Source organism: Legionella santicrucis (assembly GCF_001468135.1).
Classification (GTDB): Bacteria; Pseudomonadota; Gammaproteobacteria; order Legionellales; family Legionellaceae; genus Legionella; species Legionella santicrucis.
The window spans coordinates 12,106-37,539 of sequence record NZ_LNYU01000042.1 but is presented as its reverse complement, the minus strand read 5'-3'; the positions used below and the strand labels follow the sequence as shown (position 1 = coordinate 37,539).

Below are 25,434 nucleotides of genomic sequence, written 5' to 3'. Positions count from 1 at the left end.
GCATATCCATTGGATTCCCTCCCTAAAATTAAGAGCGGAATTCTAATGCTTTTTAGTCAGCCAGCAAGTCCCGTGCGTAACATGAGTTCTTCAGTAAAAACCCTGAATTAATACCTCCCAATGTAACACTTCGCCTCAATCATTATGCTGGTGGCGATGTTTCCAAAATGGAACCCATTAAAGGTAAGACAAGCAACATCATAGATGTCAATTACCAACAAACTGTTAAAGATATGGCGGAAATCACCAAACAAAAGGATGAAGGCCGTGATGGGATTATGGCGCCTATATTTGTCGCACACCATGTAAAAGCAGACGAATTACTTCACCGAAAAGCATTCACTCAATCAGTACCTTCGGTTATTAGCGATCCAGTTACTATTATGGATGATGAACCAAGAGTCGACACTCCAGTCATCACCCAAGTAAATCCAATTGAACCTCTTCCACAAGTAACAGATGAAGAACTGTCACTTTGTGATATTGAATTCACACCCCGAATGGTTCGCTTTTATGAGCAGTTGGAAATTATCGAAAAGAAAGCAGCTGAACTTCGAGCTGCAGGTCATCTCAAAGCGGCTGAAAAAGCAGAAGAGCTTCACCAACGGCTTTATAAAGGTTCTGTACAGTATTTCAATGACCGAATCAATGATGAGCAATTTGGTATCCTTTGCCATCAAGCTATCAAAAAAGCACGTCCCGAACTGGAAACTCATCGAGGATGGAAACAAGTATTTGGCAACTTGGCTCTCGCAATTGTTGGACTTGGTATTGGTTATGTAGCTGCTGGCCTGATTAATTTAGCAGTTACAGGACACTTCCTATTCTTTAATACTGATTCTGGTAATAAGCTGAATGATATGGAAAAAGTAGTGAATCAAACTGTTCCAGTAGTTGCTTAATTATTGGTATTATAAACCGGGATAATAGAAACTGAAATCCCGGTTTTTTCAAATCTCCCTTAGAATTTGATAAATCATTTATTCTTATAATCATCTCTAAGTGATAAATAACCTAAGTTTTATCACTTTTTCTCTTTATAGCGATAACCTAATAACAAATTATCTATAATTTTTGTAACACTGCGATTCGTTTTTCTAATGGAGGATGACTGGAAAAAAGAGTTAGCCACCCATTTTGACTTGATATTTTCATCGCATTAAATGCTGGCGCTCGATCATCACTGGGTGTTTTATCGACAAATTGTTGTAATCGCTCTAAAGCTTTTATCATTTTCTCTTTACCAACAAATTGTGCTGAGCCTCTATCTGCTCTATATTCGCGATACCTAGAGAACCCCATTACAATCATTGAGGCAAGAATTCCAAAGAGTAATTCAAATATAAGAGCAACTCCATAATAAACAAAACCTCCTCCAACACTTTCTTCATTATCTCTTCTAAAAAATTGAGTTACAAAAAAAGCTGCAATACGAGCAAAAAAGATGACAAAGGTATTCACAATCCCCTGAATTAAAGTAAGGGTTACCATGTCACCATTAGCAACATGAGAAATTTCATGTCCTAAAACACCTTGTATTTCCTCTTTATTCATAGATTGGAGTAATCCAGTTGAAACGGCAACAAGAGCATTGTTCTTATTCCACCCCGTGGCAAAAGCATTGGGGTCTGGACTTTCATAAATACCAATTTTTGGCATCCCAATATTTCTTTGCCGCGCTAAATGTCCTATCTCACTAAACAACCAAGATTCTATGTCAGTAGTTGGCTTTTCAATTAATTGAATATTAAAAGCATGTATTGCCATCCATTTAGAAATAAATAGGGAAATAAATGAGCCTGTAAAACCAATAATTAAAGCATAAATAAATAAAGATTGATAATTTAAACCATATTGTGTCAGGTATGGCTGAACGTTAAATAAACTGAGGATAAAAGAAATAACCGCAATAATGGCCAAATTAGTAATAATAAATAAAGCGATTCGTTTAAACATGGCTCTCTCCTATAGCGCACGTTTCTTATTTAATTATAGACATTAAGAGTCATGTAGGATGTCATTATCCGCACCCTATTTTCATAAAAATAATGCAATAGTTGAGTGAATTCCAAGTAATGATGCTCCCAATACTTAGTTTAAAGACGGGCGCAAAAAAGTTGGGGGAGCTCGATAATTTAGAAAAAAATAACATAGGCTTGATACACTAAGATACCTGTCCGATAAATTAGTGATATGCATTTTACAAGCCAATGGTTATTCTTAGAAAAAATCTTCGTTTAATAATCCAGGTTGATTTCTCAAAACCATTTTTAGAAATGAATCATTAAGGGTAACCGAATTTCTGTTACCCCCAATAAATTTTTATTACTCTTCCACTGTAATATCTATTTTTTTCTGAACTGCAGTTTGCTTCTTAGGAATCGATATTTCGAGTACTCCTTGTTTGTATTTAGCGCTTATTTTTGCATCGTCAGCTGTTTGAGGTAAACTAAAACGACGATAAAACTGGCCTTGCGAACGCTCTACACGAGTATATCCCTCTTTTTTTTCTGTTTTTTCAAAATGGCGTTCGCCACGAAGTGTTAATACATTATGTTCTAAAGATATTTGTATGTCTTCTTTATTTACTCCAGGAATATCAGCAAGTACTAAAAAGCGATTTTTTTCCTCTTTTATATCTACTGGAGGAGCCCATGAGCTAGTGTCGACAAAAGAGGCATCTAATTGTTGCCCTTTAAAAAAATTATCTAATAAAGAGCCAATTTCATTATATACAGGAAAATAATCACGTCTGATGATACTCATATTCACATTCTCCTTTTAGTGGTTGCGATATATAAGAAAATAGAGGCAATTTATTAAAATTCAAGGGACTAAAGCGATTATTTTTAGATACGATTAAAACGTGTGCGATCATCATTATTAGGTTATCATCAAGAAAAGGAAAATTTCTCATTAAAAACGGAGCATTGTAATGCGACACCCTACTAAAATTTTGATCTTAGCCTTCATAAGTTTTTTAAGCAGTTATACCTATTCTTCAGGGACAGAATCCCTTCTCTTAGGAAAGACATTAAGTCAAACAAAGCAACAACAAATGACACCCAAACAAGCACTGCAACGTTTAAAGGATGGAAATCAACGTTTTTTATCGAATCAACAAATAACTAGAGATTATTTAAAACAAGCGCATCAGTCTTCATTTGGGCAATATCCTTTTGCAGTAATTCTAAATTGTATGGATTCACGAAGTGTCCCAGAATTATTTTTCGACCAAGGCTTAGCTGATTTATTCACTTTGCGTGTTGCAGGAAACGTGCTTAATGATGATAATTTAGGCAGTATGGAGTATGCAACTAAAGTTGTAGGTGCTCGTCTTATCGTAGTTTTAGCTCATACTTCTTGCGGCGCTGTAGCTGGAGCTTGTGATGGTGTTCAATTAGGACATTTAACCGATGTTTTACATAAGATTGAACCTGTAGTTCAAACCAGCATGCAAGAGCAAGGAACAAAAAATTGTACTGAGTCCAAGCTCATTGATGCCATCGCCAAAGCGAATGCTCTAAGAGTAGTTAAAGAGATACAAGAAAAAAGTCCTATAATTCAAGATCTAATTCATAAAAAACAAATAGGGATTGTCGCTGGACTCCATGATATAAAAACGGGGCAAATACATTTTTTTGAAGAAAAACGTTCCATTCCAGATTAAGAAGCTCTAGTGAATGTAGCCTGGGTGAAACGAAGTGAAACCCGGGCTTCAATCTTTAAGATTTTACCCAGGCAAATTAACTCTTTGTGTAAAAAGATTACTAAAGAAAAACCAAGCTCTGTTCATTAATCAAGATGTAGTCTTTAATGTATTCATTAAAATATTTTCTAATCGTTCCTTATCTACAGTAGTACACACGCGAATGTTATTGCCTTTTTTATCCACTACTGTAGTACCCGATTGCTCTTCCGGGCTTAATAATACACGTAATTTTTTATTGCTTACTTGAACGATTGAATCATCATAAGCAACAACTGCAGAGAGAACATCCCAAAAATACCATTTGTGCTCGATTATTTCCGCTTCATTACGATGAAAAAGCTCATAAAAAAATTGATTCGCCAAACTATTTTGATTTTGCTTTAACTTTTGGTAAAACGTCTGGGTTACAGGAACTTGATTAGTAACATCCAACCCTACCATAGTAATAGGTACTCCAGAACGGAATACATGATCCGCCGCTTTGGGATCTACATAAATATTCCACTCCGCAGTAGTATTTTTAATGGTTTGATCAACCTCAATCAAATTCCCAGTACTTTCAACTGCCCCACCCATAATATAAATCATTTTAATTTTATTTTTTAACTCCGGAGATTTGGCCACAAGCGCACCAAGATTCGTTAATGGACCTATTGCTAAAATCTCCACGGGTTCATTCGCGTTGCGTAAAGTGGTTTCTAATAATTGAACTGCAGTTTGCGATGTTTTCACATCAACTTTAGGCAACAAATCAGCAGCACCTGCTAAATTATCTGCTTGTTTACGTAGCCAATCTGGAAAATGGTGCTGTCCAGCTAATGGAGTAACACGCCCACAAGCCAAAGGAATTTTTTCTTGGTGCATTAACGCTAATAATCCAGCGACATTTTTTAATCCAGCTGGGCAGTGAGATTCTCCTGTTCCAACTACAGTAATGGCTTTAATGTCAATATCCTTTTGCGCCAGCAAATAAAGTAGCGCTAACTCATCATCAGTTCCAACATCAGTATCAATAATAAAAGATCGGGTTGCATGTGCCATAGAAAATAACAATGAAAAACAGATAAGTAGAAATGATTTCACAGCAAGCCTCATAATTGAACCTCCGATTCTTTATAGAGCTTTTTAATGGTTAATACGGCTATAAAACAAAGTAACGCACTTAAAATAAGATAAAAGCTTGGAGCAAGATTATTGTTATATTTTTCAATAAGATAAGTAACAATAAAAGGAGTTAGGCCACCGAAAAAAGCAAATGCAAGATTATAAGAAATAGCAATCCCAGTATAACGAATAGAGACGGGAAATAACTCCACTAATAGACTGGGATATACCATAATAAAACTGCTTAAAAAACCTAAAATAGATAAAGCGATAATCAGTGATTGTGTCGTTTGCATGGACAAAGTTGCAAATAAAAAATAACTCAATAAGATAAAACCAATAGTACCTATTAAAAGAATAAGTTTACGTCCATATCGATCGCCACACCAACAAAGAACAATCAATAACAAGGAATAAAAAGCTAAATTAATCGTATTAAATAAAGTCGCTTGCTGTTTAGGATAAGCAAGAATCGTAGAAAGGTACGTAGGCATGTATAAAAAAACAAGATTGATCATGACAGCACCCAAACATGTTAAGCCTATACCTTGCAAAATTTTTCGCCAATATCCATTGATTGCTTCAGTAAAAGGAACTCGTTTACGTTCTGCAGTATTTTGAAATGCAATAAATAATGGACTTTCTGCTAATTGCTTACGTATATAAAAACTAAACACACCAAGACATCCACCAAAAATAAATGGAATACGCCAACCAAAGCTCAATAATTGCTCATTTGAAAGTTGTTTGGTTAAAATTAAACTAATTACTGCACCAAGAAAGATACCAAAATTGAGGAATGAAAAGATAACCCCACAAGCCAATGCTCTTGATCGGGGAGCTACATGCTCACAGGTAAAAGTTAATGCCCCTGGAATTTCACCCCCGATGGATAATCCTTGTAATAAGCGCAAAAAAATTAGCATGATGCTGGAAAGAATACCGATATGTTGATATGTTGGTAAAAATCCAATAAGTAATGTGGGAACAGCCATTAAAATAACCGAAACAATAAATGTTTTTTTACGTCCATATTTATCGCCAAAATGACTAAAAATAACCCCACCTAAAGGACGAATTAAGTATCCAATCGCAAAAACAGCATAGACACTCATTAATGAAGCGAGCTTATCCGTTTCTGGAAAAAAAATCTGACTCATTATAGGTGCAAAAATAACGTAAATAACAAAATCATAAAACTCCAACGCCCCACCTAAAGAAGCAAGAAAAATAATTTTTCGCTCACTAGCTTTTAACTGTAACTCATGCACTTTAAATCCTTGTTTCATGGGAAACAGCTAAAATAGCATAACTTTTAATGACGCTCATGAATTTTTTAGTAACTCAATAATCCTTTCTGTGCTGGATCGATGCGAACCTGAGGATATGTTTACAATGTCAATGAAAAACTTAAGCTAAAAATATAAGTTAATCGATTCTAAGATGAGTAGCTCCTTTTATTAAATTTTAGTAACATCATAATAATCCTTTATATTTTCTTCATTAGACCATGCACTCTCATTTTATTTCTCAAGAAGTCCTTCAACGTGTTAAAGAATCAGTGACGCAAACACATATTGATGCTTATAAAAAAGATGGGGCAGTTTGCATTCGTCAAATTCTAAGTACGGAAGAAATTGCATTACTTCGTGATGGCATTGAGCTTAATCTGAAATCACCCAGTCATCGCTCAAAAATTGCAAGTAAAAGTGACGATCCGGGGCAATTTATAGAAGACTTTTGTACTTGGCAAACCAATCCTCATTATCAACAATTTATTTTTGAATCACCTGTCAGTGTTATTGCAGGTATGCTTATGGGGAGTAAAAAAACACGGCTTTATCATGATCATCTTCTTGTTAAAGAACCAGGAACACAACAGCGTACGCCATGGCATCAAGATCAGCCCTATTATAATATTGAAGGGTTTCAAAATTGCAGCTTATGGATACCAGTGGATCCCGTATCTCGCATTTCCAGCCTAGAATTTGTCGCTGGCTCTCATTTAGGGCCATGGCTTATGCCGCGTTCTTTTATGGATAACCAAGCAAAATGGTTCCCAGAAGGAAGTTTAACAGAACTTCCTGATATCGAAGCAAAACGTGAGATCTACCCTATCATTGGTTGGGAGATAGTTCCGGGCGACGTGATATGCTTTCATATGTTAACACTTCATGCGGCACAAGGAGTTCCCGGAACACAACGACGCAGAGTTTTTTCCGTGCGCTTTTTAGGTGATGACATCACTCATGCCCCACGTAAATGGGTAACTTCACCTCATTTTTCAGAATTAATCAACCAACTTCCAGAAGGTGCTCCTATGAACCATGCTTTATTTCCTGTTCTTTGGGAATGCTAATTGAGCACAACTCGAAAATTCATGAAAAAATACCCTCTAAGACTACAACTCTAACTCCTATTCAGACTTAATAGTTCTCCATAAACCCAATAACCTATTAAATGCAATCAATTATTTAATAATCTTATATGAGAATTCAAAATATTTGATTGGATGTTGTTTGATCAATTTGGTTAATATATGGAGTAAAAATAACTGTTAGAGTAAATAATTATGAATAAAGGCATTGCCATAATCCAGACATGGGGAACAAATAGCCAAACGAAGTATCTTGATGAAGATGTTGGGCACGCATCTATTGAGTTAAGATTACCGGCTACTCCGGAAAATGATAATCTTATAGCACAATATTGTGATCAAATACCTTACATCCCCCATCACATAGAAAATGAAAAAAATAAGGATGGTACAGAACAAGAAATATACGTGGTTCACTTTAGTTTCATACCTAACGAGCTTAATGTTATAGAGCCTTTCCATCTTAGTCCTACTTATCAAGAAGATGCTCTTTATGCAGGCAACATTCATCCTGATCCATTATTTACTAGCTGTACCTTAACTGAAAAAGGATGTGCTCTTAATCCTAATACGATTGAAGGCCGCTACATTGAGAATCAAAAAGCACTAGCTGATTGTGACGATTTATTAAATGCAACTACAATAATAATAAAGAAAACAAATAAATTACTAAAACAACAAACTAATCTTGATCCCAAGCATCCTAACTATAAAATTATTCTGGACCTTGTTGAACGATTAAATCGACAATTACCCCAGGAACAAAAAATATCAGTAGAGCCATTCAATGAATTAAGTGAGCGTGTAGATTATATTCGCCATAAGCTAACTGACCAATTACTAGAGTTGCGTAATCAAAACAATCAATTTACAAATTCAGAAGCCTTTAATAAAGATGAATATTTATTTTATGGTAGACCCTATGATGATCAAATAGAACTTTCTATAGGATCAAAAAAAAATGAACTTAATGCAGCTTGTATGCTTGAGCAAATGCGCAAAATAGTTAGCTCTGATACTGACTCGCATACTCATAATGGTGCTAGTACGGTACTGAGTATCCTAAAAGCAGGTAGAAAGGGGCAAACATTCGAGCTTCCCTTTTTAAAAAATTTTCAAGCTACCCCTACTCCGCAAATGATATATACTACAGCGATGGAACTTAAAAATAAAACTCGCCTCGAGAACTCTGCGGAAATTATTCAAGAGAAAACACCAACATCCCTAAAATCTGCCTCTCATCAAGAAGCACTTATTATCGGTTTATTGGCAACAGCAGGTTTAGTGATTGGAACAGGTATCGGAATAACGCTGGTTGCCACTGGTGTGTTTGCTCCTTTGGGCGTTGGTGTCTTAGGATTAGTTGCCGTGGCTGGAACAATCGGGGGCGGCCTAGCATTAATTAGTGGATCTTTAGGATTAAGTATCACTAAATCTAAGGCACCTGCGACAATAGAAGCACCACCTAAGAATAGGGGTATCAGTGAACCTTCAAGCTATTTGGTTGTAAACAAATTGATGCAGCTCGATGCAAAAGCACCCAATCCGCAAAAGAATCTCAACCATCATCCATTGCCTAAAACTCCATCAGTACCATCTATGACAAATAAAGTGATGAGTCCCAACAACCTCTTTTTTACCCCTAAAAATAGCCCCCAAGATAATCAAAAGACAGAACCTTCGATGGCCAATAATGACAAAAGACGGCATTCAATCTAATGAAACGACATAAAAGACATAAAAATGTCTTTTATGTCACTAGTCCACGTTATAATATATACAAGTTACACGGAATCCAGTTCAAATACACAAAGAATGGAATAAGAAAATTCTGTTTTTTTTCTTAAAAATAAGCAATACTTCTTTCTGAATCAATCGTGGTAATGTCTATGATTAAAATAAGACCTTTTCTAAAATGGGCAGGTAGTAAATACAACTGCTTGGAAAAGATTGTTCCTCTTCTTCCTCCGGGCAAACGCTTAATTGAGCCTTTCACAGGCTCCGGTGTTGTTTTTATGAATACCAATTATTCTTCTTATCTCCTTGCTGAAAGTAATCTTGATTTAATCCATTTATTTACCCTATTACAACAACAAGGTGATCCATTTGTTAGGTATTGTGCCTCTTTTTTTCATCCTGAATTCAATCGTAAAGAGAAATACTATCAGATAAGAACTGATTTTAATGCCTCACCTTATTCACCACAAAAATCAGCTTATTTTCTTTACCTCAATAGACATGGTTATAATGGTTTGTGTCGCTATAACTCCAAAGGAATCTATAACGTCCCTTTTGGACTTTATACAAAACCTTATTTTCCACACAAAGAAATGCACCTGTTTCATCAAAAAAGTCAATGTGCTGAATTTATTCATAACGATTTTAGAAAAACCTTTGAATATGCAGAGCGAGGGGATGTAATCTATTGCGATCCGCCTTATGTGCCACTTTCAGATAAAACACCCCATTTACCTTACAATAAAAAGTTATTTACCAATGAGGATCAAATTGAGTTGACTGAGCTTGCCAAAGAAACAGCAGCAAAAGGCATTCCAGTTATTCTCTCTAACCATGATACTGAATTTACCCGCCATCACTATAGAAAAGCAGAGATCAAAAGCTTCCCAGTCTCTCGTTTTATCAACTGTCAAGGCTCTATGCGACAACCCGTCAACGAATTAATTGCAATATTTAATTAAACATTACTCAATTTTTTATCTCTCAGTAAAGGCTGAACTTTAAATAATTACTGACTTTTTAGAATAAAAAATTATGTTTATGAGCTATTAAATAATAGCCGTTTTTTGCGTAACCAATTGAAAAATTATAACTGTTTAATAATTTCATATCATATATAAATCCAATGAATTGGACTCATTTTGATCAACATGATTAAATATGATTATCACTTAAGTGCTATCGAAAATTCGCACTCTATTGTATACGCAAAATATTTGGAGAATTGAATGGCTACTACTCAACAAGATATACAAAAACTAAATGAAATTGAAGCACAGAAACAAAAAGATAACCAACAAATGATGGAGCAAGCTCAAGCAACTAGAGCAGCTAACAACCAGGAAATGTTAAACCCAAACCAGGAGATAGAGCAAAATACAAAAAATATGGACGTTAAAAAAGATCCTAACAAAAATCACGATCTAGAACAAATTTGTCAAGACTGGCTTAAAAAATACAAAAAGCAAAAACCCGATTTTAATGAAGATGAAAATAAGTTAAAAGTAGACGAAGATAATGGCAGAATAACACTGCAATTTAAGAATACTGAAGCTGAAGAAGACTTTCTCAGATATTTAGCAAAACAAGGAGTGGACGGTAAGGTCAGCATGGGTGGTGACGTAATTGCACTTACTAAAAATGGCGAGCTCATTGATCCCCGAACTAACAAGGCATTCCCAGAAGGAGGATATAAGGAGCTTGTTGACCAACTGCGCGCAGGAAAAAATTATAACGATCTCCCTATACCAACGTCTTCTGAGAATTCCCCTAAATTTGTAGAGAATTCACCTACCCCTAAACCTGTTGAGAACTCATCTAAACCCGTTGAGAACTCACCAGACCTACCCTTGAGCGCTCTTAAGAATACACCATCATTTGACAATATAAAGAGCAATATAAATGACTTTTCCAGTAAACAAGAAGGAAGTGAATTAAATTCCTCTACCAATCAACAATTATCAGCAGAAATGAAGGGAGATGATTCAATATCAGAGGGGCCAAGACGCTAATGCGACTCTATTGAACATCTATTATCCCTAAAAAAAGGACTTATAAAGATCGCCTTCCGCAAAAACGGAAGGTCTAAAATCAACATGCCGTAGTAGAAATCTCACCTTGCAACATAACTTTTAATAGACCTCCTGCTGACGCAGAAGGTGGCGCACTTTAACATCCGTGATTTCTAATTTCGTTATGCTGCTGAGCACCATTGACCATTCAACTCGAGCAAGAAACGGCCATATTTGGCCGTTTAACCAAGAGTTAATATGTTACGTGACTTTTTACTTAAACAATCGGGTGGTCTTTATGATCTTTAATAAAAAACGCAAGAATAGTAACTAATAACAGTGACAGAGGTAATATGGATAAAGCAACTTGATAATCCACAACAGTGTAAATATGTTCTCCTTTTACAATACCACTATCACCAAACGTATCCAATAATTTACCCACTAAAGGTTGGAACACGGCCCCGGCAAGAGAAATTATCATGTTAGTCGCAGCAAAAACGGTACCTGATAATTGAGCACCGCTGCATTCTTTAGCCATAATAAATACGATAATTTCTGTAGCACTAAACACGCCATATAAAAACAATAAGACATTGAGACTAAAATAAGATAATCCTGGGCAATACAAAACAAGGCTGATGCAAATTAAAGCAAAAATGGCACCTAAAACTAATGGTAATAAACGTTTTCCCGAGCGATCTGATAAATACCCCGCAACAGGAGCCCCTACGGCCCAACCCAAAAATACTGCGGAAACCGTCTTAGCTGCTTCAACTTTAGTTAAATGATGGGCTTGTTCCAAATACGTTTTTCCCCATAATTCACCAAATACAGATAAAGAAGTATACAAACAAGCGCCAACAAAGCCGATAACCCAAACTTCAGGAGCAACAAGTACTTTAAGCACATTTCGAAAAAATTCTGGTAAAGGATGATTATTTGGTTGATGCCCTTCTGGTCCATCACGAACGACCAACAACATCAGTACACTCAGTCCAGCACCAACAATAGCGATTAAGATTAATACTTGCTCCCAACCTATACTTTGAGACCATTCAGTAATTTTTACTTCACCATAAACAAGACCTAGCATTCCAAGTGTGGTCATTAGACCTGCAACTAAAGAAAAATAACGTCTAGGTAACCAATGTAACGCAAGGGAAAGCACACCAACAAAAGCAAAGGAAGAGCCAAAACCCACTAAAAAACGTCCTGAACCGACTAAAAACATAGATGAGGTAAGTGTAAACATCCATGAACCTACAGTACAACAAAGACAAGCAAACGTTAGCAATCGTCTTGGACCAAATCTATCCATTAACATCCCAACAGGCATTTGCATGGGAGAATATGCAAAATAATATAGGGCAGATATCTGACCAAAAGTGGTTGCTGAAATATGGCCTAATGCAGTACTGAGTTCAGTCTGTAACACACCTGGAATGATGCGTAAAATAAACTCATAACAATAAAACACGGCCCCAACAAAGCAGATAAATAGGCCTAACAGCAGCTGTTTTCTTGAAACAATTTCATTTAGGTGCATGAGCGTGTGTTTCCTTTAAAAAGAATGTTAATAAAGCAGCTATACACATACCTATAGGTATAAATGCTAAAGCAATACGATAATCAGTCATGTTATAGAGTTTATGTACATTCTCAACTACTAATGCCGTTGAAAGAGAAGCGCCACTACGTAAAGAGTAACTAAAATCCAATAAGTATCCTACTAAAGGCTGCAATAACATACCGCCTAACATAACGATCATGTTTGTTAAGGCCATCGCCGTACCTGCGGCTTCACCAGGGCTCAACTCCCGTCCAACTGCGAATACAATCGCTTGTGCACTATAAAATAATCCTAATAAAAACATGAGGATTTGTACATTACTCTCGCTCAACCCCGGAAAATACAGAATAACCAGCATCAATACAGTAGCAACACTAGCCCCTAAAAGCATAGGTAATTTTCTGCGTGCTATGCGATCAGAAAAATACCCCATCAATGGAGCTCCTAAAGTAAAACCTAAGAAAAGCAACGAATTCGCCACACCGGCGCCATGTGCAGATAATCCATGAGCATGCCTTAAATAGGGAATTCCCCACAATTCAGCAAAAACTGTTGTAGGTAAATAAACCAAACACCCAAATAATCCATTAACCCATATTTGCTTATTACGTGCAATAATACCTAAGTCAATCATACCTTTTTTAAAAGAAGAAACAGTACCGCTCTGTCTGTAACGACCTTTTTTATCATGAATACCTAACCATAAGATAAAGGTTAATGCAATACCAAAAAAAGCGGTCATATTTAGGGTCCTGATCCAACCTAATCTATGAACAAATATTTCTAAAAAATTATCACCTAGCATAGCACCAACCGTTCCTAATGCCGAAGTGATTCCTGAAACCATAGCAAGCTTATTTTCGGGCAACCAGATTGTTGCTAACTTTAATACACCAACAAATGCAAATGCAGAACCTAACCCAACCAAAAATCGTCCCGAGGCCGCAACCCAAAAATCTGTTGTTCCTGTAAATAAAAAAGTTCCAATGACACAAATTAAACATGCAAAAGTTAATAATCGCCTAGGACCGTAGCGGTCCATCATGATTCCCACGGGTAATTGCATAGGAACATAAGCATAATAATAAACAGATGAAATATTCCCAAATCCTGTAGCAGATAAATTAAAATGCTCACGCAGTGCCGTTTCCATCGCACTAGGCGCGATCCGCAGCAAATACTCGTAACTATAAAACATGGCTCCAAGACCACAAATAAGCCATCCAATTAATGCGTAATTTCTACGGTTTTCAGAAAGCAAGGTTATCTCCTTAACATTGGTTAAGCAAAAGCATCTACAGTCTTAATCTAAGGCGGTAAATACTCTTTTATTTAATTCACCTATTTATCCTAGACACAACCAGGCATATCTCATACGGCATACTTCTACACCCAGAGATCCCTTATTGCATATGGGATGCTACTTTTTATTTTAAATTACATACAACTCATTGACTTACGCCACTTGCTATTGCAGCTTGGGCTACAGCAACTGGAACTCGTTCTCGCAAACGAGGATCGATAGGCTTTGGAAGAATATAGTTAGGACCAAACTCCCAATACGTAACACCTGGGTAATTATCCTTCACTACCTGGGGAACTGGCTCATGCACTAATTGGCGGATTGACTCAACTGCCGCAATTTGCATGGATTGATTAATACATTTAGCACGTACATCCAATGCGCCACGAAAAATATATGGAAAACATAATACATTGTTTACCTGATTAGGGTAGTCACTACGTCCAGTAGCTATGACTAGATCGTCACGTACGCTATGGGCTATTTCAGGTCTGATTTCAGGGTCAGGGTTTGATAACGCGAAAATAATGGGCCTAGGTGCCATTCGTTTTAATAAATTAGCATCTAACAAATCTGGCTTCGCAACACCGATAAAAACATCTGCATCAACTAATGCATCGGCTAAGGTTCTGCATTCAGTAGTACGTGAAAAAGCAAATTTATAGGCATTTAAATCAGTACGGCCCGAATGAATAACGCCTTTAGTATCCAAAAGCAACATATTTTCTTTATGAGCACCCAAGGCAGCAAGTAAGCGCATTGAGGCGATTCCCGCAGCACCGGCTCCTATACAAACAATTCGTGCTTCAGATAATTTTTTTTGTTGTAATTCAAGGGCATTTAGCAAACCTGCGGCAACTACAATAGCAGTTCCATGTTGATCATCATGGAAAACTGGGATATTTAATTGTTCAATTAAAGCCTGTTCAATTTCAAAACATTCTGGGGCTTTCAGATCTTCTAAATTAATCCCTCCAAATGTGGGAGAAATTCGTTTTGCTGTAGCAATAAAAGCTTGGGGGTCGTGAGCATCAATTTCTATATCAAACACATCAATACCGGCAAAACGCTTAAATAAAACTGCTTTTCCTTCCATAACAGGCTTACTTGCAAGAGGACCGAGATCACCTAAGCCAAGAACCGCAGTACCATTAGTCATTACCGCTACTAAATTTCCTTTATTGGTGTAACGATAAGCATTTTCAGGATTTTCTGCTATAGCAATTACCGGAGCTGCGACACCAGGTGTATAAGCCAAGGATAAATCACTCTGAGAGTCTGTTGATTTGGTTACATGAACACCAAGTTTCCCAGGAGTGGGAAATTCGTGATAGTTCAATGCACATTGTTTCAAAACTTCGTTATCCAAAGTACTTACTCTCTTAAATAAAATGAAATTTTAAGTAAGATCCGGAATCTTACAACCATTATCAATTCATCGCTTATCCTAAGCTCTCAGACACAAGCATCTGAGCCACTCCTAATTCTAAAGAGAAATAGCTAAGGAATAATAAGGACTTAAACAAGAATTGAATTATTAAGACTTAACAACCAACAAAAATTTACATCGAAGGCAGCAATCTGTCAATAAGTTATACTTCGAATGAAGCATAAACAAATAAGGCGCAAAATAACGCGCCTTATTTGTTTTCTTCTTTATTAGATGTAGCACGTTGGCTATAACGATCACGAAACTTCTGAACTCGTCCACCAGTATCTACTAATTTTTGCTTACCCGTATAGAAAGGATGACATTTTGAACATACTTCAATGTTCAAGTCCTTACCTAATGTTGAGCGAGTTTCAAATTCCTCACCACAACTACACGTTACTTTAACTTTTTTATATTCAGGATGAATTGATGCCTTCATAATACTACTCTCTATAGTTATGAGTATCGCCACCTGATCCATTGCCAGGCACCATACTCGACACAAATGACGCGAAACAATAGCAGAAAATCTTCTTTAAAGCAATTTTTCTGATAACGATCCTCGTTTTAATAGCTGCAACCTTTTAGTTTTTACCTCTTTTAGTATAAGACGTCGGTGTTTAAATCACTATTCATAATAATGGCCTACAATTAATTCTTAAGATACCTAATCAATCGAAAGGAGCATAAAATGAAAAAAATGGAACTTTATAAACTGGATACCCCCAATGATCTTGATATTAAAGATAGACGAAAAATCGCTGAAGTAATTAATCCACTTGTTGCTAATACTTTTGCTTTATTTGTTAAAACAAAAAATTTTCATTGGCATATGACTGGGCCACATTATCGCGATTATCATCTTTTACTCGATGAACAAAGTGAGCAAATTTTTTTAATGATTGATGTTCTAGCAGAGCGAGTCCGGAAATTAGGAGAAAAAACAATCCAATCTATTGGGCAGATTAAAGAACTACAGACGATTAAGGATAATCATGACATATTGTCCGCTGAAGAAATGCTTCATCAACTCCTAAAAGACAATGAAGATTTTTTAAAAAATATGAGGAGAGCTCATGAAATATGCAATAAAGGAAATGATTTTGCCACAACAAGTATTCTCGAAGAATATATAGACGAAACAGAAAGAAGAATTTGGTTTTTATTTGAAACACTACAAAATAAATGAAGTACTGTTTATAGCTTATGTTCACGGCCCATGCACCAAGGCTGAATTTGGTGCATATTCTGTGATAAATAAAACACTCTTAAGGGAAAACAGATGTGTCCCCTATGACAAACTTAACGCAAATTAAATCTCATTTAACTCCAATGTCACCCAAACAGGTGCATGGTCCGAAGGCCTTTCTACTTTTCTAGGCTCCTTGTCAATCACTGATTGTCTGCATAAATGATTCAATTCTTTACTTAATAAGATATGATCAATACGCAAACCACGATTACGCCTAAAAGCTGCAGCACGATAATCCCACCAACTAAACGAGAGTTCCTCCTGAATAAAATTTCTAAAGCTGTCATGAAATCCAAGTTGTAGTAGCTGAACAAAAGCATTTCGCTCAGCGGGACTTACCAATACAGAACCTTCCCATTCAATAGGATCATGCACATCTCGATCTTCAGGAGCAATATTAAAATCTCCAACTACAGCAATTTTAGGATAAATACTCATTTGTTGTTGAATAAAATGGGTAACTTTTTGTAACCAATTCAATTTATATTGATATTTATCTGAGGTAAGTTCGGAACCATTAGGAACATATAAATTGATCAAACGAATTCCTGCCACAGTTACTATCAAAATCCGTCGTTGGGGATCCTCTAAATCTGGAATATCAGTGAGAATATCAGAAAAAGGATATCGACTAATAATAGCCACACCATTGTATGTTTTTTGTCCAGAAAATACAACATGATAACCTTTTTCTACAAATACAGCCCTAGGAAAATTCTCATCAATTAATTTTGTTTCTTGTATCGCCAGGATATCTGTATGAGAAGAATCCAACCAGGACACTACTTGTTCTAATCTAACCTTGAGTGAATTAACATTCCAACTTGCCAATTTAAGCACACCAATCTCCTTTATATTCAATTAATAAAGGAGCGTGATCTGATAAACGTAGGTCACGAAAAATATGACTGTGCACAACATCTCCAATAAATCCTGGAGTCACTACTTGGTAATCGATTCTCCACCCCACATTTTTCTCCCAAGCTCGTCCCCTAAAAGACCACCAAGTGTATTGTTCTTCTTCTTGATTATGAACTCGAAATGCATCTACAAATCCCATAGCCCCAAACAACTCATCCATCCAAGCCCGTTCTTCTGGTAAAAAACCTGAGTTCTTTCGGTTACCTTTCCAATTTTTTAAATCAATTTCTTTATGCGCGATGTTATAATCCCCACATATAATTAATTCGCGTCCTTCATTTTTTAATTGCATTAAATGCTTAGCAAATTGTTCTAAAAATTGATACTTCACTTCCTGGCGTTGCTCACCACTTGTACCAGACGGTAAGTAAAGTGAAATAATACTGAATTTCGGATAATCGAATTGAATATATCGTCCTTCATTATCGCAATAATCAAATCCTATCCCTTTAATAATACGAATAGGCTTATGGCGCGCATAAATCGCCACCCCGCTATATCCTTTCTTTTGTGCGGAATAATAGTCACAATAATAATCACGAGGGTAATAAATTTCTTCGGGAATTAATTGATCCAGTTGTACTTTAGTCTCTTGAATACAAACAAAATCAGCATCTTGGGTTACAAGCCACTCATAAAAACCATTTCGTGCCGCCGCACGTATCCCATTGGCATTAAAACTAATAACTTTCATTTTTCTTCACTCAATTTTAAAGCGGTTTTAGCTAAACGCTCCCCCAAATGCTTTGCTAAATTAATTTCATCTTGGCTTAGAGGACGATCATTTGCTACACCAGAAACATGGGTTACGCCATAAGGCGTACCTCCACTCATTGTATCATTTAATGAGGGTTCTGAATAAGGCACTCCTAGTACAATCATGCCTTGATGCAATAATGGTAACATCATACTTAAGAGAGTTGTTTCTTGACCTCCATGCATACTCGCAGAAGAGGAAAATACACAAGCAGGTTTGCCAACTAAATCACCAGCCAACCACAATGAGGATGTATTATCTAAAAAATATTTCAAAGGAGCAGCCATATTCCCAAAGCGAGTTGGGCTTCCCAAAGCTAGCCCATGACAATAGCGCAAATCATCCAATGTAGCGTAAGGTGCACCCGTATCAGGAATCACCTTATCTACTGCTTCACAAGTAGCAGAAACAGGAGGGACTGTTCTTAAGCGTGCTTCAATACCCGTAACATGTGCTACACCACGTGCGATATATTGTGCTAATTGTGCAACAGAACCACTACGGGAGTAATACAAAACCAAAATATAAGGATCAGACATCAAACAACTCCATAATACTAATAATTAAAATAATACCTTAGCTGCTCTTCTAATTTCATTTCAATAAATTTAATTCGTTTATCCAAAGATCCTCCTTTTTCAGGTTTTAGTGCTTTTAACTCTGCAACAACATCATCAGCTGATTCATAATAATTTTTGACAGAAATATTTGCGATGATTTTACTGACTGCACTAACATGATGTCTATTCCAATGTCCTGAAATAATAAGGCCAATAGAGGAGCCCAATAAGAAATTCTCTTTAGTATAATCTATGAGCAATGCTTTGATTCTTCGTATGTTTGAATTTCCTTCAATTTTATCCCAGAGTCTGGAGTAAGCATCCGGAAAAACCAAGTTAGATTTTGAACGTTTAAAAAATGAGTTTTTGGTTAACCCAATGCATGAAAAAGGAGAGCTTATTGAAGAATCATCTGCCTCTTGCAAGCACTCAAGATCTCCAGTTTTGATTGTAGCAATAGAATCAGATCCACGTGACATTTTTTCTCTCCTTGAAAACATATAGTTTTTATTTGACACAATTGAGTGAAAATTGCAACCTAGAATTAGAGTATCAGAGCACATACAATCGTGCCTAGTAGAAATATCGATAGATCCAAAAGACAGGTTATTCTTGAATAACATCCGTGTAACAAGAATATAAGAGCAATCATTTTAAATTAATATGCATTTCGTATAAACAAATGTGGATTTACTCCGAACCGTTCTGGCTGAGGAAACGCATAGTGCCTCCTTAGCCAGAACAGTTCGAGATAGGAACTTCTTTATCCAAAATTCACATTAACCAATAACAATGACCTAGGTGTCTTGTTGAATTAAATTTAAAGAATGTAACGAGCCAAATCTTCATCTGCCACAAGCTGTCCCAGATTTTTATCTACGTAAGCCTTATCAATATATACAGATTCACCTGATTTGTCTGTAGCTTCAAACGAAACCACTTCTAACAGTCGTTCCATAACTGTATAGAGCCTACGCGCACCAATATTTTCTGTACGCTCATTCACTTGCCATGCTACTTCTGCAATACGTCTGATACCTGATTCATCAAAAGTTAATGTTAAGCCTTCTGTTGCCATCAAAGCACTATATTGCAGTGTTAACGATGCCGTAGGTTCGGTAAGAATACGTACAAAATCCTCAACCGAAAGCGCAGATAATTCAACGCGTATGGGTAGACGACCCTGCAATTCTGCGATCAAATCAGATGGTTTCGCTACATGAAACGCCCCAGATGCTATGAATAAAATATGATCTGAGCGAATCATTCCGTATTTAGTTGTAACTGTAGTTCCTTCAACTAAAGGTAATAAATCTCTTTGCACTCCTTCACGAGAGACATCCCCACCACTCCCATTTTCAGCACGTCTGGCTACTTTATCCAATTCATCAATAAAAACAATACCATTTTGTTCTACATTCTCTATGGCACGAGCCTTAATATCATCTTCATTGATCAGTTTAGCAGCTTCTTCTTCACGCAATATTTGCATTGCCTTAGCAATAGTCATTTTTCGTGTTTTTGTGCGATGACTACCTACCTGTTGGAACATTGATTGTAATTGGCTCGTCATTTCTTCCATACCAGGAGGAGCCATAATTTCAATACCTATTGGAGTTGCTGAAACTTCTATTTCAATTTCATTATCATTAAGTGTTCCTTCGCGTAATTGCTTACGAAATACTTGTCTGGCTGTACTGTCTTTTTCTCCAGGAGTTAAACTACCACGAGGAGGAGGAAGTAATACATCAAGAATTCGTTCTTCAGCCGCATCTTCAGCCAAATGCTCGACTTTTTTCATAGCAAATTCACGTTCTTGCTTCACTGCAATATCTGCTAAATCGCGCAGAATAGAATCTACATCGCGTCCAACATAACCTACTTCGGTAAATTTCGTAGCCTCTACTTTTATAAATGGAGCACGCGCTAATTTTGCTAAACGGCGCGCAATCTCGGTTTTACCTACACCCGTTGGCCCTATCATAAGGATGTTTTTGGGCATAATTTCATTTCGTAAAGCGGGATCTTTAATTTTCATCCGACGCCAACGATTACGTAAAGCAATAGCCACGGCTCTTTTCGCATTATCTTGGCCAATAATATATTTATCTAATTCTTGGACAATCTCTCGAGGAGTCATCACTTCTCGGACTTCGCGAGGATTAGTCACCATGCTGTTATTTGTTGACATTATTTAATTCTTCTAAAGTTAAATGGTTATTGGTATAGATACAGATATCGCCTGCGATCATTAATGACTTACGCACTATTTCTATAGCGGATAAATCTGTATTTTCCAGTAATGCTCGTGCAGCAGCTTGGGCAAAAGGGCCTCCAGAACCAATAGCAATCAAACTGTGCTCAGGCTCTATCACATCACCATTACCTGTAATAATTAGGGAAGATTTGACATCTGCTACAGCAAGAACCGCTTCAAGTCGACGTAACATTCTATCTGTTCGCCAATCTTTAGCAAGCTCAACTGCAGCCCGCACTAAATGCCCCTGATGCATTTCCAACTTGCTCTCAAAACGTTCAAAAAGAGTAAATGCATCTGCAGTTCCTCCAGCAAAACCAGCTATGACCTGGTCTTTATAGAGTCGTCGTACTTTACGCGCATTTCCCTTCATTACCGTATTACCCAAAGTCACCTGGCCATCACCTCCAATAACCACCTGATTACCACGTCGTACCGAAAGTATGGTTGTTCCACGAAATTGTTCCAAAATTAAATCCTCAAATCAAATCGGAATATTCAACATGGGGATGATTGATAAAAAAACAAGAGTAGAGTGTCAAATTAATCAATTTAAAAAAGATATCCCATGGGATAAATGTTCCAATCCAAGATATTCTGCAATGCTTTGTCCTACATCTGCGAAGGTATCTCGACGACCTATAAATTTACTTTGAAGGCTTGGACCATATACAAGTACTGGAATATGTTCTCGCGTATGATCGGAACCAGGAAATGTAGGATCACAACCATGATCTGCCGCAATAACAACAAGGTCATCGGGTTGTAATAGAGCATCGAGCTCTGGAAGACGGGCATCAAACGCTTCAAGCGCATGAGCATAACCAATTACATCACGTCTATGACCGTATGAAGAATCAAAATCTACAAAATTCGTGAATATCAAACTACCCTTAGGGGCCGTCTTTATTGCCAACAAAGTTGCATCAAATAAGGCCATATTTCCATCAGCTTTTATGGTTTGGGTAATACCTTGGTGTGCATAAATATCAGCAATTTTTCCAATACTAATCACTTCTCGACCTGCATCTTTCAAGTAGTCAAGTAGTGTTTTTGCCGGTGGTAAAGTTGCATAGTCTTTACGATTTGCTGTTCGTTTAAATACCCCTGCATGCCCAATAAATGGACGTGCGATAACACGACCTATCTGGTATTCATCAACTAAGTCACGCGCAATCTCACAAATATCATACAAACGCTGCAAACCAAAACTTTCTTCATGGGCGGCAATTTGAAACACACTATCCGCAGAAGTATAAACAATAGGTTTGCCAGTGCGTATATGTTCTTCACCGAGCTCATCAAGTATTATAGTACCAGAAGCATGCTTCTCTCCCAATACACCAGGTAATTGAGCACGCTCGATAAAAGTATCAATCAATTTTTTTGGAAAACAAAAAGGTTGTTCGGGAAAATAGCCCCATTCAAAAGTCACTGGAACACCAGCTAACTCCCAGTGCCCACTCGGAGTATCCTTACCTAAACTCTGCTCAACGGCATAGCCATAATAACCAATAGGCTCAGCAAAAGAAGACAACTCAACAAAACGTAATCCAGAACTCGCTAAAGCCGCATGATAAAGTCCCAGCTTTGCCAAATTTGGTAAAGTGAGCGCGCCTTGACGAAGTCCTTCTTTATCTCCATCACCACGCTCACACGCTTCATGAATATGAACAAATGTATTAGCGCCTGCATCACCATAGCGAGAAGCATCAAGGCTAGCACCTATACCAAAAGAATCCATCAGTAATATGCATACTCTCCCTGTCATCTTAATCCTCGAATTGTTGGCAACGTGTTTCTTTTAAACCGAAAAGCATGAGAAAAGCAATGAATAATCCCACAGGTAAAATAATTGCTGCATATTGATATGCGTTCAGTGAATAAATTGGGGTTCCACTTATTATTTGCATACCACTATGATTGGTTAATAAATAACTGAATAAATTTTGATAAATAATATAACCACCTTGAGTCAATATGGAAATAACACTTACCGCTGTTGCAGTCATTGCAGGTGAACTGCTTTCAGCAACTAAGGCATAGCTTATTACTTGGGCTGAAGTAAAAAATCCCAGCAAGAAAAACAAAAAGGCCATAGTACTATAAGAAACTGGTAGGTAAAGTGCTGCAAGTAACGTTAGAAGTGAAGTAATAACCCCTACTTTCATAGGAATGATTCGTAAACCAATTTTATCAGAAATCCACCCTACAAGTGGAGAACCAATAATTGCCCCTAAAAATAACATGCCATTTATTATAGAGGCTTGTGCGGAACTAATATCTAAACGCTGTTCTAAATATAAAGTCCCCATCATCGCACCAAAAACAGCAATCGCCATGTTCATTAAACTGGCATAAAATGCAGCCCGTAAATACTGGGTATTAAGATATGCCTTTTTAGCTGCAGATACGACATCTATTGGTTTCGCTTTTTGTTTTATTGCAACTTGAGGTCTTTCTTTTATCCAAAAAAACATCACAATAAGCATGGCAAAACCAAGTATTCCGACATCTTGTACTGCTTGGCGCCATCCCACCAAAAGAACTAACTTAGTTAATGGGTATTGTGCCAACATGCCGCCAGCCATTGCCATAGTCACTATAGCTCCGGTTACTAAAGCCATACGCCTTGGAGGAAACCAATGAGATGCTAAACGAACAGGCCCTAAAAAACAGAATGCGCTTCCTATGCCTGTAATAAAACGGCAAAATAGCGCTGTATAAAAAGAGTGGGAATAAGCAAGCAGAAATGTACTTGCCACACACAAAAACATAGCAATTAATAAAGTATTTTTAATCGAGAAACGGTCAAGAACCATTCCTGCAACAAAAAGAAATAATACATTAGAAAGGTAATAAATACTGGATAACCATGCCATTTTATCTGCTTGAATACGATAATCTTGCATGATATTTGCAGCGATAGATGCAAACATATTTCCTTGAATAAATTCATAGAAAAAGAATAAGGTTGCAGCAAAACACACCATCCAAGGTAATAAGGATGATTTAACCTCATTATATTCTTGAAACTCATCCACCATATGCATCTTTACTCCTCAGCTTTAACGTTTGCAATATGTTTCTCGGGTTATTAATACAGCAATTAAAGCTGCAACAGTTGTTATTGGAAATATCCACATAGCAAATTGAAAATCAGCAACCGTATAAGTTGTAACCGATTGACCAGCATGATGTGCAATTAACCACCCAAATAATACTTGTCCTACTCCACCCCCGCCCATAATAAGAACAGAAGCGACACCTGTAGCTGCTCCAGTGTTTTCTATAGAATTACTTTCGGCCACTAAAGGATAAGTAATTACTTGCGTACTTGTAAAAAGCCCTAAAGCAAAAAAGATAACACTAAGCGTCAATTGCGATAAAGTTGTGTCTAAGAATAAAGGAATTAATGTAATAAGAGTCGCTATCGCCCCAATGATCATTAGAGGTTTACGACGTCCTTGAGAATCAGACAACCATCCGGCTAACGGGCAGCCAATAACACTTCCCATAAAAATAAGGCTCACCACATTACTGGATGCCATTTCAGGTAAATGATGGGCTACTTGCAAGTAGCTGGCTCCCCATAAGGCGCATAAAACCATAATGGGTAAATTAAGAAAAGAAGTATAAAAACCTGCTAACCAATTCTGTGGATTAGACAATGCATTGAAAAATCCAGACATTACTTGTCCTTGATTAAGACGAGCCCGAGCCGGTGAATTTTTAGGCTTGTCATTTACGATCCAATAAATCCAAAGTAATAACAAAGCACCAACGGCGCCATCAATTAACAAAGCATTACGCCACCCAAATAATTCATAAAGATAAGCAAACGGCGTATGGGCCATCATACCGCCAACAAAAGCCATAGTAACCAAAGTACCGATTACAAGTGCCTGTCTTCTCGGTGGAAACCAATGCGATACCAAAACGACACAAGATAAGAAACAAAATGCGTTACCTATCCCAGAGAGAAAATGGCAAAATGAAGCCAACATAAATGAATCAGTTAACGCAAAACCAACGGTGCCTAAAATGCAAACAAACATAGCACTTAGAATAACCGTTCGCGTTGAAAAACGATCTAAAATGACTCCCGCAGGAAGGAGAAATAAGATATCTGCCCACAAATAAGCACTAGACATCCAGCTTAATTGAGTTGCATCAATATGAAAGTCATCACGCAAAGGCTGATTAATGACATCGAAAATATTGAGCTGAAAAAATTCATAAAAGAAAAACAATCCAGCCGAAAGACACACAACCCAAGCCATTAAATCACCACGAGGGACAAAAGCTCTCGAATCCACTGCAACAGATTGCGACACAGTTACTCCTTATGGCATAAAATTGCGCCAGAGTATATCAAAAGTCTAAATGAATTGGTATCTTAATTGAACAAACACTTATCGTGAAAAAATCATTAAT

24 protein-coding genes are annotated in these 25,434 nt (G+C 37.0%); 7 read left to right on the top strand and 17 right to left on the bottom strand.

What is annotated here, in order from left to right; genetic code table 11:
* The first annotated feature begins 167 nt into the window (after positions 1–167).
* Positions 168–902, top strand: a complete 735-nt coding sequence (locus tag Lsan_RS09475) for a hypothetical protein (protein WP_237762086.1) — start codon at positions 168–170, stop codon at positions 900–902.
* Between the two features lie 163 nt (positions 903–1,065).
* Here Lsan_RS09475 and htpX read toward each other — a convergent pair whose 3' ends face one another.
* Both htpX and Lsan_RS09465 read right to left on the bottom strand, forming a co-directional pair.
* Complete coding sequence (htpX, locus tag Lsan_RS09470; protein ID WP_058514158.1) at positions 1,066–1,956, bottom strand: protease HtpX; 891 nt, start codon at positions 1,954–1,956, stop codon at positions 1,066–1,068.
* A gap of 369 nt (positions 1,957–2,325) precedes the next feature.
* Positions 2,326–2,766 (bottom strand): Hsp20/alpha crystallin family protein, encoded by a 441-nt coding sequence (locus Lsan_RS09465; protein ID WP_058514157.1) that lies wholly within the window; start codon positions 2,764–2,766, stop codon positions 2,326–2,328.
* A 169-nt stretch (positions 2,767–2,935) separates the two neighbouring features.
* On the opposite strand from Lsan_RS09465, the gene Lsan_RS09460 reads away from it, so the two are divergent.
* Positions 2,936–3,670, top strand: coding sequence for a carbonic anhydrase family protein (locus Lsan_RS09460; protein WP_058514156.1), 735 nt, complete (start codon positions 2,936–2,938; stop codon positions 3,668–3,670).
* Between the two features lie 129 nt (positions 3,671–3,799).
* Here Lsan_RS09460 and Lsan_RS09455 read toward each other — a convergent pair whose 3' ends face one another.
* A complete protein-coding gene (locus Lsan_RS09455) occupies positions 3,800–4,795 on the bottom strand; it encodes a nucleoside hydrolase (protein ID WP_237762085.1) in 996 nt (331 codons plus the stop codon).
* 8 nt (positions 4,796–4,803) lie between these two features.
* Positions 4,804–6,105, bottom strand: coding sequence for an MFS transporter (locus Lsan_RS09450; RefSeq protein ID WP_058514154.1), 1,302 nt, complete (start codon positions 6,103–6,105; stop codon positions 4,804–4,806).
* A 221-nt stretch (positions 6,106–6,326) separates the two neighbouring features.
* Here Lsan_RS09450 and Lsan_RS09445 point away from each other — a divergent pair, with 221 nt between their 5' ends.
* The 4 genes from Lsan_RS09445 (at position 6,327) to Lsan_RS09425 (ending at position 10,942) form a co-directional block, all read left to right on the top strand.
* Positions 6,327–7,175, top strand: coding sequence for a phytanoyl-CoA dioxygenase family protein (locus Lsan_RS09445; protein ID WP_058514153.1), 849 nt, complete (start codon positions 6,327–6,329; stop codon positions 7,173–7,175).
* Positions 7,176–7,388: 213 nt separating this feature from the next.
* Entirely contained in the window at positions 7,389–8,912 is a 1,524-nt protein-coding gene (locus Lsan_RS22600) for a hypothetical protein (RefSeq protein WP_193392698.1), read from the top strand.
* Positions 8,913–9,082: 170 nt separating this feature from the next.
* Positions 9,083–9,892, top strand: coding sequence for a Dam family site-specific DNA-(adenine-N6)-methyltransferase (locus Lsan_RS09430; RefSeq protein ID WP_058514152.1), 810 nt, complete (start codon positions 9,083–9,085; stop codon positions 9,890–9,892).
* Between the two features lie 267 nt (positions 9,893–10,159).
* Positions 10,160–10,942 (top strand): hypothetical protein, encoded by a 783-nt coding sequence (locus Lsan_RS09425; protein WP_058514151.1) that lies wholly within the window; start codon positions 10,160–10,162, stop codon positions 10,940–10,942.
* Between the two features lie 277 nt (positions 10,943–11,219).
* Here the strand turns inward: Lsan_RS09425 and Lsan_RS09420 are convergent, their stop codons facing one another.
* The 4 genes from Lsan_RS09420 to rpmE all read right to left on the bottom strand — a co-directional run bounded on the left by Lsan_RS09420 (position 11,220) and on the right by rpmE (position 15,689).
* Positions 11,220–12,491 carry an MFS transporter gene (locus tag Lsan_RS09420; RefSeq protein ID WP_058514150.1) on the bottom strand — a complete coding sequence of 424 codons (1,272 nt, stop codon included), beginning with the start codon at positions 12,489–12,491 and terminating at the stop codon, positions 11,220–11,222.
* A complete protein-coding gene (locus Lsan_RS09415; protein WP_058514149.1) occupies positions 12,478–13,776 on the bottom strand; it encodes an MFS transporter in 1,299 nt (432 codons plus the stop codon). Before Lsan_RS09415 ends, Lsan_RS09420 begins: the two co-directional genes overlap by 14 nt.
* Positions 13,777–13,963: 187 nt before the next feature.
* Positions 13,964–15,187 carry a malic enzyme-like NAD(P)-binding protein gene (locus Lsan_RS09410; RefSeq protein WP_058514148.1) on the bottom strand — a complete coding sequence of 408 codons (1,224 nt, stop codon included), beginning with the start codon at positions 15,185–15,187 and terminating at the stop codon, positions 13,964–13,966.
* A 271-nt stretch (positions 15,188–15,458) separates the two neighbouring features.
* Positions 15,459–15,689 (bottom strand): 50S ribosomal protein L31, encoded by a 231-nt coding sequence (rpmE, locus tag Lsan_RS09405; protein ID WP_058514147.1) that lies wholly within the window; start codon positions 15,687–15,689, stop codon positions 15,459–15,461.
* 252 nt (positions 15,690–15,941) lie between these two features.
* On the opposite strand from rpmE, the gene Lsan_RS09400 reads away from it, so the two are divergent.
* On the top strand, positions 15,942–16,439 hold the full coding sequence (locus Lsan_RS09400) for a Dps family protein (RefSeq protein ID WP_058514146.1): 498 nt from the start codon (positions 15,942–15,944) through the stop codon (positions 16,437–16,439).
* A 123-nt stretch (positions 16,440–16,562) separates the two neighbouring features.
* Here Lsan_RS09400 and xth read toward each other — a convergent pair whose 3' ends face one another.
* From xth to Lsan_RS09355, 9 genes are all read right to left on the bottom strand, one after another.
* Positions 16,563–17,342, bottom strand: coding sequence for an exodeoxyribonuclease III (gene xth / locus Lsan_RS09395; protein ID WP_058514145.1), 780 nt, complete (start codon positions 17,340–17,342; stop codon positions 16,563–16,565).
* Positions 17,335–18,117: an exodeoxyribonuclease III gene (locus tag Lsan_RS09390; protein ID WP_058514144.1), complete on the bottom strand. Its 783-nt coding sequence runs from the start codon at positions 18,115–18,117 to the stop codon at positions 17,335–17,337. Before Lsan_RS09390 ends, xth begins: the two co-directional genes overlap by 8 nt.
* The gene (gene wrbA / locus Lsan_RS09385; protein ID WP_058514143.1) at positions 18,114–18,719 is read right to left on the bottom strand and encodes an NAD(P)H:quinone oxidoreductase; all 606 of its coding nucleotides are present in this window, start codon (positions 18,717–18,719) and stop codon (positions 18,114–18,116) included. The genes Lsan_RS09390 and wrbA overlap by 4 nt, the downstream gene beginning before the upstream one ends.
* Before the next feature lie 17 nt (positions 18,720–18,736).
* Complete coding sequence (locus Lsan_RS09380) at positions 18,737–19,219, bottom strand: DUF5617 domain-containing protein (protein ID WP_058514142.1); 483 nt, start codon at positions 19,217–19,219, stop codon at positions 18,737–18,739.
* A gap of 341 nt (positions 19,220–19,560) precedes the next feature.
* Positions 19,561–20,931, bottom strand: coding sequence for an ATP-dependent protease ATPase subunit HslU (hslU, locus tag Lsan_RS09375; RefSeq protein ID WP_193392697.1), 1,371 nt, complete (start codon positions 20,929–20,931; stop codon positions 19,561–19,563).
* Positions 20,918–21,466 carry an ATP-dependent protease subunit HslV gene (gene hslV / locus Lsan_RS09370; protein WP_058465234.1) on the bottom strand — a complete coding sequence of 183 codons (549 nt, stop codon included), beginning with the start codon at positions 21,464–21,466 and terminating at the stop codon, positions 20,918–20,920. The genes hslU and hslV overlap by 14 nt, the downstream gene beginning before the upstream one ends.
* 78 nt (positions 21,467–21,544) lie before the next feature.
* On the bottom strand, positions 21,545–22,768 hold the full coding sequence (locus tag Lsan_RS09365) for a phosphopentomutase (RefSeq protein ID WP_058514141.1): 1,224 nt from the start codon (positions 22,766–22,768) through the stop codon (positions 21,545–21,547).
* A 1-nt stretch (position 22,769) separates the two neighbouring features.
* Positions 22,770–24,050, bottom strand: a complete 1,281-nt coding sequence (locus Lsan_RS09360) for an MFS transporter (protein WP_058514140.1) — start codon at positions 24,048–24,050, stop codon at positions 22,770–22,772.
* A gap of 15 nt (positions 24,051–24,065) precedes the next feature.
* On the bottom strand, positions 24,066–25,334 hold the full coding sequence (locus tag Lsan_RS09355) for an MFS transporter (protein ID WP_058514139.1): 1,269 nt from the start codon (positions 25,332–25,334) through the stop codon (positions 24,066–24,068).
* Positions 25,335–25,434: the final 100 nt, after the last annotated feature.